This is a genomic window from Lactobacillus sp. B4005 (genome assembly GCF_026536045.1).
Taxonomy (GTDB): Bacteria; Bacillota; Bacilli; order Lactobacillales; family Lactobacillaceae; genus Lactobacillus; species Lactobacillus panisapium.
In genome coordinates this window covers 1-12,809 of record NZ_JAFNOZ010000007.1, presented here as the reverse complement: position 1 = coordinate 12,809, position 12,809 = coordinate 1, and the positions used below count along the sequence as shown (strand labels likewise).

The following is a 12,809-nucleotide window of genomic DNA, read 5'->3' as shown; positions in this document are numbered from 1 at the left end:
GTTCCTTCTTTATTTCAAATTGCCGATTTCACGCAATTTATTATCAATCTGGTTCAAAACTTCTTTTTTAGCGTCTTCGTTGCCGATGAAATCATACCGATCGCCGTCAATTGCTATTTTGGCAGATGCATCATAGTTTTCATACCATGGTTCATAGTAGCGAATCAAACGTGCGTAGTAATCTTTCAGACTAGGATCAGTACTGATTTGCTCATAAGAACGGCCACGTTTTTCAATGCGTTTTAACATTGTGTCTAAAGATACGCGAATGTAAATTAATAAGTCAGGCTTTTTGCTTGGATTTCCAGGAGTATCCTCCATCATATTTTCAAGCAGACTGTCATAAATTTTAAATTCAGTAGGGTCGGCAACCTTACTTTCAGCGTTCATTTGGAAAAAGAGTGCATCTTCATAAATTGAACGATCGGAAACGCTATTTTTTTCTCTGACTGCCTGATTAATTTGAGCTAACCGATGATTGAGCAAGTAGATATTAAGTAAAAAAGTGTACCGCTTCATGTCCTTGTAATATAAAGGAAGAACTGGATTATTATCAACTCCCTCATAAAAGGCCTGAGTACCTAAATGTTCGGCTAAAATACTGGTTAAACTGGATTTACCGGCTCCAATTGGCCCGCTTAAAACAATAACTTGAATCACGTTCTTTCTTAAATACAATATATAGATTCTTATCTAGTTTAATACGAGATATAGTGGCATACAAGTAAAAAGTTAATTGAAATTGCCACTAAAAAGTCAAGTGATTTTGTATAAAATAGTTAAAAAATTACTGAGTACAACCAAATATTTTTCAATATCTAGATCAATAGTTATTGTTTCACGTGAAACCAAGTAACTGAGCAGTGCTAAAAAAACAGTCGTCAATTTTTGGTATATTATTTTGTTTTTAAACAGTAATAAATTGGCAATATTTTTATGCAATAACTGGTATAAAATTTAAGAGGTTATCTTAGTTGTTAATGGCGGTAGATTTAGTTATTGCTACATAAAAAATCCAGCTAAATTAGACGGCTTTTGTGCTATTTTGCTTTGATAAAAAGTACTTCGTTTCACGTGAAACCAAAAAAGTGACGTAGCATTTAAGTGTACTACTTCACTTTTTAAAACTTATCCTGCTAAAGGGTGATTATTTAACGCGGTCTTCTTTTTTATCTTCGACTTTGTCTTCAACCTTATCTTTTTGTTCGCCAATCTTATCCTTGGCATCTTGTGTTGCACCGGTAATCCGATCTTGCAGACTGACTGAATCTTTTTCGTGTTCTTCTTTAGTCTTGATATCAACAACGGTGACATTAACTTCAACCGTGTCTAAGCCCGTCATTTCCTTAACCTTGTCGTAAATCTTTTGTCTGATTTCATCATAAAGTTTAGGAATTTCAACACCGTATTCAGCAATAATTTCGATATCAACTGCTACTTGCTTTTTACCAACTTCAACATTAACACCATTGGTAACATCATCGTTGTTAACAATCTTGTCAGCTAAGTTTGAGAAAAAGCCGCCGTTAACATCCAATAAGCCTTTAACATCGGAGAGGGCAATACCAATAATCTTTTGAATGACTTTTTCGTCATACTTTAAGTCGCCCTTAATTTCTTGCTTTGAGCTGCTTGAGTTGTTTGCACTACTTTGATTATTATTTTGTACCATATTAAGTTCCTTTCAATTATTGTTTACTTACAAGACTTTTCAGCAGGGGCCAATAGTGTCCGACTAAAAAACCAACTACTAACATTACGACTACAAAAATAGTTTTAAAAAATCCTAGTCCCAAAAAACAAAATGCTAGTAACAAGCCGATTACAGCACCGCATATTTCTGGGAGGTGTTTTTGTAAAATTTCGTTCATTTCAGCCTCCTTTATTGAACGCGCGTCTCTGGTTTATCGGGGTTTTGATAATTAACAAATTTGATTTTGATCTTTGGCTTCTGTTCAATACCCAATAACCGGTTAAGGTTGTTCTTTAACTCTTCTAAGTAATTTTCGAGAAGGGCACTAACATTTTCACCGCGCCCAAGATTACCACTAATTTTGATGTTGATCTTATGATCAGTGAGTTTTGAATCAACCTTGACTTTATTAATAAAAGGCAATTCTGCCAATGAATTCATGACGTAGCCATTAATAGCTTTGCTAGTAACTTTGACTTGTCCGTCATGCTTGTGAATCAAAATAAAGTACCTTTGAACAGGCCAAAATAGGACAACTAATAAACTAATAATTAAAACTAAAAGGACAACAGCGCTGACAACGATTAAATACCATTCTAGTACTGGATTTAGTGTCCCCATACTGGGTAGTTTAATCTTTAAATACTTTTGCCAAAAACCACTAGTTTCCCATAGAAAGTAAATTGGCAAGGGTAATAATAAAATCATTAACACTACCAGTAACCACTTTTTACTTCGCTTCAACTTATCACCATCCTCTCATGATTCAACTTAATCATAATACGGATTATTTTGTTAGCCTAGCGATATGCACCAATTTATATCTGTTTAGGATTTACTGTTTTAGGACACAAAAAAAGATGCATTAATGCATCTTTTTTCTATCTTTGTTATTTTATTATCTAATTCTTTGCACTAGCACTAAGCTTACTTGCAGCAGCATTATCGACAATAAGTGTTACATTATCATGTTTTTGCAAAATTGAAGCAGGTACATCTTCGGTTACAGGGCCTTCAACCATCTTCTTAACAGCATCCGCTTTGTTTTCACCAAAGGCCATAATGACAATCTCTTTTACTGCCATGATATTTGCAATACCCATACAAATTGCAGATTTTGGCACATCTTCAATCTTATTAAAGAAACGTGAATTGGCTTCAATGGTATTTTCAGTCAATTTAACTTCATGAGTTACCGAATCAAAAGGTGTTCCTGGTTCGTTAAAAGCAATATGACCGTTTTGACCTAAACCTAGAAGCTGAATGTCGATTGGATTTTCAGCGATAATTTGGTTGTAATCATCAGATGCACCTTGTGGATCGTTAATTGCTTTAATACCATCAGGAATGTATGACTTTTTAAAAGGTTTCTTTGCAAACAAATTTTTTTGCATGAAGTAATGATAACTTTGATCATTATCAGAAGTTAAGCCAACATATTCATCTAGATTAATACTGATCAAGTTGGTATTATCAAGATCACTTTCAGTCCATTCATGATATAGGCCTACTGGGGTAGAGCCAGTAGCTAAGCCGATTACCTTAGCACCGTTGTTAATGCTTTTTTCAAAAAGCTTAAAACCTTTAGTGCTGCCATTTTCTTTACTATCTGTAACGATGATTTTCATAATTACGCCTCCAAAATATCATAAATTTATTATAAATTGGCATATACCAATTTGTCAACTAGCTACAAAAAGAAACATGATATTTATTCAAAAAAATTTAAGCAGGGAAAAAGCAATTATTATGTTTCACATGTAACATAATAATTGCTTTTAACGGTTTTATTCACTTCTTAAAGCAATCGCTGCATCTTTCTTAGCTGCCATTCGTGCAGGTAAGTGCCCGCCTAACACGGTTAAAATAGTAGAAATAACTATTAAGATTAGCGCGTGAAGGGGATTAAGTTGCGCAACATTTGCAAGGTTAGTGATCGAATACAAGATACTATTAATCGGGAAAACAAGCAATTGAGCGATGACAACACCTAATACACCAGAAAAAATTCCTAAGATAAACGTTTCGGCATCGAATACTCGTGTGATATCTTTCTTTCTTGCTCCAAGAGCCTTTAAAATTCCAATTTCTTTGGTTCGCTCTAGCACAGATGTGTAAGTTAAAATACCAATCATAATCATCGAGGTTATGAGTGAAATTGCTGCAAAGGCGACTAGCACAGTTGTAATTCCGCTGAGTAAACCACCAGTCATGGAAGTAACCGCGCTAGACATATCAGTGTAAAGGATCTGATCTTTTTTCTTTTTACCCTTGTTCCACTTATCAAGGTAGTCTAAAACCTTGTCTTTAGATTCAAAATCATTAGAGTAGATCATAATCCCGGCGGGAAGACTAGAACCGCCGATTGATTGCATCATTTGCTTCTTAACAGCGCCATTCATATTTTGTCCAGTCATAACATTGCGTGAAGTTTTTTTCTGAGCTTTAACAATATCAGAGTTTTGATTCTCATTAATGATTTTAACAGCTAATTTATCGCTGTAGACAATGCCTTCAGAAAGCAAGGCCATTGAATCCGCACTTTTGGGTCGAATCACGCTGACTAGACGCAATTTAATTTTGCTATTACCATACATCGCCCTATCAGGCTTTTTAGGAATAAACATGCCAGTCGGTAATTCTTGATAATAATTATTGTTAGAAACTACTTTAAATTCTTTGCCGATCACCTTGTGATAGTCTATTTTTTCACCTGACTTTATCTTAATGCCGATGTTCTTCAGAACATTAAGATTAAGCGAATTTTTATTATCTACTACCATAACTAAATCGGTTGCCTTTTTGGGCCATGTTCCGGAAAGAAGCTGGTAATTATCTTTAAGGAAGTTTCCTTTGCTTTGATCAAGTGAAGTTGGAAAAACTGATGAACCCATAAAGGAAATGCTAGCAGCTTGGGACTGCATTTGTTCGTAAGCTTGGGAGGCGGCAGTTCCGGCTGGCAGAGGTGAAAACTGGACAGGTTTTATCTGGCCATTATCATTACCAATTAAATTAAGATTAGCACCAACTTGATAAGAAATATTATTGGCATATTTGGGATTGATTTTTTTAACATAATTGATGTATTCGCGCGTAAATTTGTTTTCATGGGAGGATTTTAGTAGTCTATCCTGTTTAGCGATGATATAACCCCGATTTTTAACATTTTTTTCTTTGTCAGCTTCTTCACGATCTCTAATACTATTGAGGTCAGTTTCGGTTTTCGTAATTGTTACCGGATACTTCGCCAAGGCTTTGCTCATAGTAGTATCAATTTGTTTTTGAAAACCGTTAGACAGGGACAAGACAATGGCAATTGATATAATCCCTATACTAGAGGCAAATGCGGTTAAAGTGGTACGCCCCTTTTTAGTCATGATGTTGGTAAAGCTCAGCTTGATGGCATTCCAATATGACATTTTTGTCCGCTTTAAATTAAACGTGTCTTTTTCACTAATAGGTGTAAACGGGTTTGAGTCATCTAAAACTTGGCCATCTTGGAAATTAACGATTCTAGTTGCATATTCTTTAGCTAGATCAGAATTGTGAGTAACCATGACAACAAGACGATCTTTCGACAACTCCTTGATTAATTTCATGATTTGCACCGAGGTTTCAGTATCTAAAGCACCCGTGGGCTCGTCACACAAAAGAATGTCGGGATTATTGGCAAGTGCACGAGCAATTGCGACCCGTTGCATTTGTCCACCAGATAACTGATTAGGGTTTTTAGCGATATGATCTTTTAAGCCAACTTTTGATAAGGCATCAATCGCACGCTTGCGCCTCTCAGAGGCAGGAACGCCAGATAGGTTCATACCTAACTCAACGTTTGCGATAATTGATAAGTGTGAAATTAAATTGTAATTCTGAAAAACAAAGCCTACAGAATTATTACGATATGCGTCCCAATCAGTTTCCTTAAAATTTTTGGTTGATTTCCCGTTGATAACCAAGTCGCCGCTATCATAGCGGTCAAGACCACCAATAACGTTTAGCATTGTCGTTTTGCCCGATCCACTGGGCCCTAGTATTGCTATAAATTCCTGGTTTCGAAATGAAATGGACACGTCATCCAAAGCATGGGTTACAGAATCGCCAACATGATATGACTTGCGTAAGTTCTTTAATTGAAGCATTTTGCTGTTTTCCTTTTCCCTCTAGTTAAATAATCATAAAAAACAGTTTAACATTTATAATTAAATAAATCTAAAGTTTGTTAATAGTATTTATAATATATTAACTTTATTGCCACAAAATTGCTAACTAAAAATTATTTTTATAAAACAAAAAGCATATTTCTTAAAATATGCTCTAAGCTTAAAGTTGAATATTAGATTAATGAGCGAGCCCAGTTAATTGTAAAAGGGCATAAATAATAAAGAAAACAATAATTAACAAAGTAATAATAAGATGACGCTTTTTGTTAAGCACAAGGATAGCCGCGAATTCTCTTACTATAGCGTTGGGAAGAAAGTAAAATCTGGTATAAGCTCCCACGCCATTAGCGTTAAGGCCAGCTTTTTTAGCGAATAATGCGGCCCGAAAGATGTGATAGTTATTACTGAAAAATTTAGCACGATAATTTTTACTACCAAAATCATTAAAAGCAGCAGCAGCTGAATACTTCATATTTTGAAAAGTGTTTTTGGATTGAGCTTCTAAAATAATGTAATCGGGTTTGATTCCACGGCCAACAGCATATTGGGACATTGCTTCAGCTTCAGAAATTTGTTCGTCGCCACCTTTACCCCCAGACATAATTAATTTAGGCATTTTGCGTCCTTTAGCAACTTGTTTTTGCGCATACTGGATAGCGCGATTGATACGACTTGCTAATAAAGGAGTAACAGTATTGCCTTTGGCTAAACCAGCACCAAGGACAATTAAATAATCTTGATTATATTGTCGTGGAACAATTTGGTAAAGCGTTAAATTAACCAAAAAATTATAAGCTACAAACAATAGATAATCAATGATAGCTATTGGTGTGTATAGTAGTGTTTTTGCCCAGGAAGGAAAGTTATTGAAAGGACCAACTAAAGCTATAATCCACGAGACGAGAATGGCAATACCGATAAATAGGGTTAAGAGATTTGACATAGTGTGTGTTTCTCGTTTCCAAACAAAATAGGCATTCCAAAGAAAGAATAACCAAGAAAAAGTGACAATAAGGGTAATTGCACCAATAAAAAGTACTAGTAGGATTTCATAAGAAAGAATTAGCGGCCTTAAACTAGTAGATAAAATTGCTACGGTCAGCCAGATGCCAAACATTAACAGAAAAACTGTAAAAAAAATTCCGTTTAGTAATCTACGTGGTTCCTTTATCCAAGAAATTAAGAAAACAAGAAAAGATGCCAACATTATTAGTGACAAACAAATAAATGGCTTATTTTGGCTGAAAAATTGAAAAAGACTGCTCATGATTTCCTCCGTCAGTAATAAGACTAATTCTATTATAGTAAAAAGAAAAGAAAAGTAATAGCAAATAAAGCACGCACAAAGTAGTTACAAATAATGGTACTAGCTTTATAGAGCTTAGCCTTCTTTAACAACTATAATTATTCCCCAGGGAATAATTATAGTCGCTGGGTAATTACCTCTTGAAACTTGCACGCGGAGTTAATAACGTCCATAATAAATGAATCGTCTAACTTATTGGCTGTTACTTTAAAGGAAAAGTCAAATGAAAAAAGCTATTTATTTCCTAGGAAATTTAATTGTCATCATTTTAGCCTTTGTCATGTACGGGGTGGTTGAACAATTTTATTTTTTTCCGAATAAAATAATTAAGAATTATCATCTAAATACCGTTATTTATCTAGCATTAACACTCGTAGTAACGCTAGCAATCCTTCTTATTTTGCTGCGATATTACTGTGGTCAGTTGAATAAGAAAAATGACTGGCAATTTAACGAAAAACCTCATTGGTCAACTAATAGATTATTGCTTGCTGTGGTAGCCGCATTTTTAATGCTTCTATCAGAAATCGTACTGACACTAATCCTTCATATTGGGGTAAATACTACTTCAGCAAATCAAGCTGATCTTAATACTATTTCAAAACACGCCGGTAGTTTTTTTATTCCGATGATTACGGTTATTGCGCCCGTTTTTGAAGAGACCATTTTTCGTGGCCTTTTTTTTAATATGTTTTTCTCTGATAATAACAATTTCAATAAATGGGTTGGTATATTAGCTAGTGGTTTTGTCTTTGGCTTTGCGCATGATCCTGGATTAACCAAATTTATTTGGATCTATTGGTTTTTAGGGTGCATTTTGGCATGGGTTTACGTTCAAACAAAGGATTTGCGATATTCGGTTATTACTCATGTGCTGTTTAACTCATTAGGCTTTATATGAGTCGGTTTTGATTAAAGTAAATGACTAAAGATAATAATATGGTTTCAGATGTAACAACACTACCCTTTAAAAGAAAAAAGAACCTTGAACACCAAACGATTTACAAGGTTCTTTTTGTAGGTAAATTATTTTTGTGGTTCTGCGATACCTGTTTGGGCCGGATTTTTCGGTGTAGTTTTTGCCAAAAGAGCCAAGCTAATGGAAATCATGTCAACAACTTCTTGTAAAATTGCCCCCCAAAAAGCTGGAATAACTCCGGTAAAGGCGATTAATTCGATAATAACCACGATTGTAATAGCAGTTAAAACATCAACGTTTGCTACTTTCATTGTATGTTTAGAAATCGCTACAGCATCATTAATTTTAGATAAATCATTGACCATGATAATTGCATCAGCACTTTCACTAGCGGCAGAAGCCCCCTTAGCACCCATGGCGATACCAACATCAGCAGCGGTCAAACTTGGCGCATCATTGATGCCGTCACCAGTCATGACAACTGGACGCTTTTCTTTTGGTACTTGTTTAATTGCTTCAATTTTTTGTGCAGGTAATAAATTATAACGAATATCGTTCACGCCAACTGTTTTACCAATTTTTTCGGCTACATCCTGGTGATCACCCGTTAACATCATGATGTGAGCTCCACTTTGCCGCTTTAACCGAGCAATAGTTTGCTGGCTTTCTGGTCGTACCTGATCTTTAAAAGTAATGTAACCAGCGTACTGATTATCAACTGAAATATAAATTGCCGTTGAGTTAACTGAAGGAGCTGCTTTTTCTTCAGTCACAAAGCTCATTTTACCCACTTTAACTAAGTGACTTTCAACGATCCCGCTGATTCCCTGGCTAGTTGTTTCCTTAATATCGGTAGCAGGTTTCAATAATTTTTTATCAGTCACATCAACTAGAGAGTTGGCAATAATATGGCTGGATTGTTGTTCAACACTTGTAGCATAGCTTAATAGTAGTTCTTGGCTAAAAGAGGTCCTTTTGGCAGGCACAATCTCATCGATTACCAGTTGGTTTTCAGTCAAAGTACCAGTTTTATCAAAGGCAAAGGTCTTGGCCGTAGCTAGTTTTTCAAGTGTTGGACCGGATTTAACAATAATATGATGTTTTGACATTGAACTCATGCCCGAAACAAGAGCCACCGGTGCAGCAATTAAAAGCGGGCAAGGGGAAGCGACTACCATAACTTCAGCGAAATTAATTGGATTACCTGAATGAATCCAGGCTGCAATTCCGATTACTAGGGAAATGATAGTAAAAGGAACAGCGTAGCGATCAGCCATTTTAACAAATTTTGCCGGTTTAGCCTGTGATGATTCAACTAATGAAACAATAGTTTGGTACTCAGAATCGTTTGCTTTCTTTGTGACAACCATTTCCACTGCTACGCTGCCGTTAATCGAGCCAGACATTAATTCATCACCAATATTTTTGTGCACTGGCACGGATTCGCCAGTTAATGAGGACTGGTCGAAACTTGATTCTCCACTGACAACTTTTCCGTCTACCGGAACCTGTTCGCCCGGTTTGACTAAAACGTGATCGCCAATGTTTAAGTCTTCTACTTTAACTGACACTAACTCGCTATTAACTATTTTATTAGCGATTGTGGGTGAATTGCTGAGAAGAGATCTTAATTCTTTGTCGGCTTGGCCGGTAGCATAATCTTCCAATGTTTGTCCACCAGTCATCATGACTAAAATCATCCATTCTGCCCAGATATCGCCAATTAAAATAGTTGAAATAACTGCGATAACTGCCAAGATGTCAACACCGTAACGGCCAGATTTAAAATCACTGACAATTTCACCTAATAATGAAATTGTCATCATGATGCCCACAACATCAATCAATAGTGCTTGAATCGGAAACTGCAAGTTACCGATTTGAAACAAATTTTTGGTGTGAAAGCCAAATTGGCATATAAGGCCAATTGCACCAATTACTAGTACAAGAATAAACTTCCATTGCCGTCTTAAACTCATTGTCTGTTTCCTCCAGTGACTAAAATAAAATTATTTGCTTCCAATTTTAACACTAAATTACTTACTTTAATTAGAATAAGTCTAAATTAGATTGAAAATTTTAGTCGAACTAAAAATGGCAAAAAAAGAAAGCTAAATCTAACATACTTTGCTTTGGTGAAAGCTGCCGTCCAAATAAATTTGAATAGAAGCAGAGCTAACAGTATTAAATGATTTAACTTTCTTTTTTCTTCAATAATCTTTTAAATTAATAATGTTGTCAGCGTGACTTTTAGGCTCGTCTAATTCCGTATCATTATTAACTTGCGCCCTTTCCGATACCGGTGTTTTAGTATCACTATCTTTTTTGGCGGTATGATCAACTTGAAATGTCTTAGCACGGCTTATTGAATCAATAACATCCGACGAAGACAAAGTAATAAAGTTGTCATTATCGCCGTGATCAGACGATTCCGCAAAATAATGATTGATTTTTTTGATTCCTTTATCTGAAAAGTGTTCTTCACGAGCCAAATCCAGTAGTAAATTTTGTAAACGACTCGCCGAAACTAATTCGTGTTGTATAATTTCAAAAATCCACGAAAAGTTTGTATCCATAGATCTAAAGTGTTTGACAACTTTATCTTTATAAAATGCATCTGCGATTATTCTGGCTTCATTCATGTCGTCTGAATCATGTACGATTTTTTTTAATTGAGCAACTAAATCTTGCCGTTGCTTTAAAGTTAGTTCCTGCCCCCCAGGATACGTCCAATCTTTAATAATTGCTTGGATTAAAAATGTTAATTGCTCAGAAATTGTTTTATTTGTCATCTTAGTATCTTCCATTCTGACTGATAAAAAGAGAAACCTACTTCGTTTTTTATTTTAATCAATTTATTTTTACGCTTATAAAGCCAACTTTTTACAACAACTATTTATGTTTAAGCACATATTAAAAAATACACATAGTTATTATTTGATTATAAGCAACATAGTAATATAAATGCCATATAGTTAAGCTATAGTAATTATATATTTCTATTAAGATCATTATAGTACATATTTTGTACAGGTGTTAAAAAATACTCTTAAAAATTGTAGTAAAAAAGTAATAACGGATGTTATTTTTTATTTATTGTTATTTTTTAGGTAGAACTTTGTACTTTTGCTCAAAATTATGAGCCACATAGTTAAACGCTTTGATCCACTCACGTCTTGTTAATAACCCTTGGAAGACACCATAATCATCGATTACTGGTAAAAACGCATTATCAACTAGTAAATGCAGCTGAGTTTCCAAAGTCGTCTGCGCAAAGTTGATTTTATCAAACTCAATTTGCATAACGTCGCGCACTTTTAGTTGATTTAATGGCTCAAGGGTAATGCTGTCAGTTGTCATCATTTTATCAGTAATCATGGCTAGACTGAGTAGACCGACGACACGACTTTTGCGGTCGAGAACAGGAATTTTCGAATATTTGACTTTCGTCAAAATTAAAAAGGCATGGTAAAGAGGATTATCATCTTCAACAAAAGCTATTCTTGTAGCTGGAATAATAAATGAACCAGATTTTTCTTCTAATAAGTGCTGAATAGAGGGGGAAAACATCTAATGGACCTTTCGTTTGTAAGTGTATACATTAATATGCTTATCCTATAACAAAGGAAAAAGGCTCGCAACATTTGCGAGCCTTGTTAGTTTTCATCTACTTTGAAGGAGTAAGAATGAATGAAATAAAAAGTGGGAGTATGTAGCAAGCTTTTTCGCTTACTACAGTTAGTAATAATAAGCGTTAATTCTGAAGTAAAGTTAGAAAATACCTTATAAAAGTGTAAAGAATTTCTTTAGAAGTTTTAAAGGCATAGAAAAACCCACGTAATACACGTGAGTCGAAAGGGATAGATATGAAAATGACCCTTAAAGTCATTTCGGTTTTTTCATTATTTATACTTGGAGGAGTATGAATGAAAAACAAAAAGTTGAGTGTGACATGATATGAGACTATCTCATATCATGTCACAGCTTTAGTATACAAAGTAAATGTGAAAAAAGTATGACGAAAGCTAAAATAAAGTAAATTTTTGAATAATGAAAAAATTGTCTGTTAAAGACTACATTGATATAATTAGAGATATTGTTTTTATATCAAGGTTTTTTGAATGTAAGGAGAAAAATGGAACAAGAAAAATTTCGGAAAAAAATAACTTTTTGGCTTCGTTTTTCTGGTTGGTTTTGTTTATTGCCAGCATCAATGTGGCTATTTGTTTATCGAATGGTAGGCGCAAAAGATTTAGCAATCATCTGTTTATTGGAAATAGCTACTATAGTTATCTTTGCTGTTTTTGTTTTAACAACCGCTGAAAGTGAAATGTGGCATAAGCCGGGAAAAATTTTAATACTGATGGTATTTTCGTTTCTTTTTATGCCATTTATTATTTTGATACCGCTTTATTTCGCTTATAGTGCCAGCCGTAAGCTGGAGAAACTTTGAAATTGTTAATAAAATATTTAAATTTGGTAAAAGAATAGCAAAAAATCTTTGGTTAATCAGGAACAGTAGTACTATGTTCGATAGTATATTTGTTGATATTGAAAGAGATATGAAGAATATGGTTAAAAAAGATCAAACTCCTTCACGTGCTAAACGTGTTGGCAAGTTTATGCTCACAACAATTATTTATTGTGCTATTTTAATAGCATTAATCTATTTGTATCAATATAGCGGCCTAACCTCGGTTCACTTTATTTACAATGAATTTTAAGGTGGTA

13 protein-coding genes are annotated in these 12,809 nt (G+C 34.6%); 3 read left to right on the top strand and 10 right to left on the bottom strand.

All coding sequences use genetic code 11. From position 1 onward, the window contains the following. Positions 1-9: 9 nt before the first annotated feature. The 7 genes from J3U73_RS09730 to J3U73_RS09700 all read right to left on the bottom strand — a co-directional run bounded on the left by J3U73_RS09730 (position 10) and on the right by J3U73_RS09700 (position 7,123). The gene (locus tag J3U73_RS09730) at positions 10-660 is read right to left on the bottom strand and encodes a deoxynucleoside kinase (RefSeq protein ID WP_103752612.1); all 651 of its coding nucleotides are present in this window, start codon (positions 658-660) and stop codon (positions 10-12) included. A gap of 487 nt (positions 661-1,147) precedes the next feature. Next, positions 1,148-1,672 (bottom strand): Asp23/Gls24 family envelope stress response protein, encoded by a 525-nt coding sequence (locus tag J3U73_RS09725; protein WP_103752611.1) that lies wholly within the window; start codon positions 1,670-1,672, stop codon positions 1,148-1,150. A gap of 16 nt (positions 1,673-1,688) precedes the next feature. Further along, the gene (locus J3U73_RS09720; RefSeq protein WP_103752610.1) at positions 1,689-1,871 is read right to left on the bottom strand and encodes a DUF2273 domain-containing protein; all 183 of its coding nucleotides are present in this window, start codon (positions 1,869-1,871) and stop codon (positions 1,689-1,691) included. Positions 1,872-1,882: 11 nt separating this feature from the next. After that, complete coding sequence (gene amaP / locus J3U73_RS09715) at positions 1,883-2,437, bottom strand: alkaline shock response membrane anchor protein AmaP (protein WP_267410326.1); 555 nt, start codon at positions 2,435-2,437, stop codon at positions 1,883-1,885. 158 nt (positions 2,438-2,595) lie between these two features. Then, complete coding sequence (locus J3U73_RS09710; protein ID WP_267410325.1) at positions 2,596-3,321, bottom strand: glucosamine-6-phosphate deaminase; 726 nt, start codon at positions 3,319-3,321, stop codon at positions 2,596-2,598. A 159-nt stretch (positions 3,322-3,480) separates the two neighbouring features. After that, on the bottom strand, positions 3,481-5,832 hold the full coding sequence (locus J3U73_RS09705; RefSeq protein ID WP_267410324.1) for an ATP-binding cassette domain-containing protein: 2,352 nt from the start codon (positions 5,830-5,832) through the stop codon (positions 3,481-3,483). A 199-nt stretch (positions 5,833-6,031) separates the two neighbouring features. Then, positions 6,032-7,123, bottom strand: coding sequence for a YdcF family protein (locus tag J3U73_RS09700; protein ID WP_374106798.1), 1,092 nt, complete (start codon positions 7,121-7,123; stop codon positions 6,032-6,034). 259 nt (positions 7,124-7,382) lie between these two features. Here J3U73_RS09700 and J3U73_RS09695 point away from each other — a divergent pair, with 259 nt between their 5' ends. After that, on the top strand, positions 7,383-8,060 hold the full coding sequence (locus tag J3U73_RS09695) for a CPBP family intramembrane glutamic endopeptidase (RefSeq protein ID WP_267410323.1): 678 nt from the start codon (positions 7,383-7,385) through the stop codon (positions 8,058-8,060). A gap of 125 nt (positions 8,061-8,185) precedes the next feature. Here the strand turns inward: J3U73_RS09695 and J3U73_RS09690 are convergent, their stop codons facing one another. The 3 genes from J3U73_RS09690 to cbpB form a co-directional block, all read right to left on the bottom strand. Continuing rightward, positions 8,186-10,057 carry a heavy metal translocating P-type ATPase gene (locus tag J3U73_RS09690; RefSeq protein WP_220268772.1) on the bottom strand — a complete coding sequence of 624 codons (1,872 nt, stop codon included), beginning with the start codon at positions 10,055-10,057 and terminating at the stop codon, positions 8,186-8,188. 231 nt (positions 10,058-10,288) lie between these two features. Then, positions 10,289-10,870, bottom strand: a complete 582-nt coding sequence (locus tag J3U73_RS09685; RefSeq protein WP_267410322.1) for a hypothetical protein — start codon at positions 10,868-10,870, stop codon at positions 10,289-10,291. A gap of 307 nt (positions 10,871-11,177) precedes the next feature. Continuing rightward, positions 11,178-11,648 carry a cyclic-di-AMP-binding protein CbpB gene (gene cbpB, locus J3U73_RS09680; RefSeq protein WP_220268770.1) on the bottom strand — a complete coding sequence of 157 codons (471 nt, stop codon included), beginning with the start codon at positions 11,646-11,648 and terminating at the stop codon, positions 11,178-11,180. 565 nt (positions 11,649-12,213) lie between these two features. Here cbpB and J3U73_RS09675 point away from each other — a divergent pair. Both J3U73_RS09675 and J3U73_RS09670 read left to right on the top strand, forming a co-directional pair. Beyond that, positions 12,214-12,531 carry a hypothetical protein gene (locus tag J3U73_RS09675; protein ID WP_267410320.1) on the top strand — a complete coding sequence of 106 codons (318 nt, stop codon included), beginning with the start codon at positions 12,214-12,216 and terminating at the stop codon, positions 12,529-12,531. Between the two features lie 118 nt (positions 12,532-12,649). Next, positions 12,650-12,802, top strand: a complete 153-nt coding sequence (locus J3U73_RS09670; RefSeq protein WP_103752600.1) for a teichoic acid D-Ala incorporation-associated protein DltX — start codon at positions 12,650-12,652, stop codon at positions 12,800-12,802. The last annotated feature ends 7 nt before the right edge of the window (positions 12,803-12,809 follow it).

What these genes read in the sequence shown, in the direction of transcription:
- J3U73_RS09725 (WP_103752611.1), bottom strand. Translation starts at nt 1,672, where the DNA reads ATGGTACAAAATAATAATCAAAGTAGTGCAAACAACTCAAGCAGCTCA.
- J3U73_RS09720 (WP_103752610.1), bottom strand. Translation starts at nt 1,871, where the DNA reads ATGAACGAAATTTTACAAAAACACCTCCCAGAAATATGCGGTGCTGTA.
- J3U73_RS09710 (WP_267410325.1), bottom strand. Translation starts at nt 3,321, where the DNA reads ATGAAAATCATCGTTACAGATAGTAAAGAAAATGGCAGCACTAAAGGT.
- J3U73_RS09705 (WP_267410324.1), bottom strand. Translation starts at nt 5,832, where the DNA reads ATGCTTCAATTAAAGAACTTACGCAAGTCATATCATGTTGGCGATTCT.
- J3U73_RS09695 (WP_267410323.1), top strand. Translation starts at nt 7,383, where the DNA reads ATGAAAAAAGCTATTTATTTCCTAGGAAATTTAATTGTCATCATTTTA.
- J3U73_RS09690 (WP_220268772.1), bottom strand. Translation starts at nt 10,057, where the DNA reads ATGAGTTTAAGACGGCAATGGAAGTTTATTCTTGTACTAGTAATTGGT.
- J3U73_RS09685 (WP_267410322.1), bottom strand. Translation starts at nt 10,870, where the DNA reads ATGACAAATAAAACAATTTCTGAGCAATTAACATTTTTAATCCAAGCA.
- cbpB (WP_220268770.1), bottom strand. Translation starts at nt 11,648, where the DNA reads ATGTTTTCCCCCTCTATTCAGCACTTATTAGAAGAAAAATCTGGTTCA.
- J3U73_RS09675 (WP_267410320.1), top strand. Translation starts at nt 12,214, where the DNA reads ATGGAACAAGAAAAATTTCGGAAAAAAATAACTTTTTGGCTTCGTTTT.
- J3U73_RS09670 (WP_103752600.1), top strand. Translation starts at nt 12,650, where the DNA reads ATGGTTAAAAAAGATCAAACTCCTTCACGTGCTAAACGTGTTGGCAAG.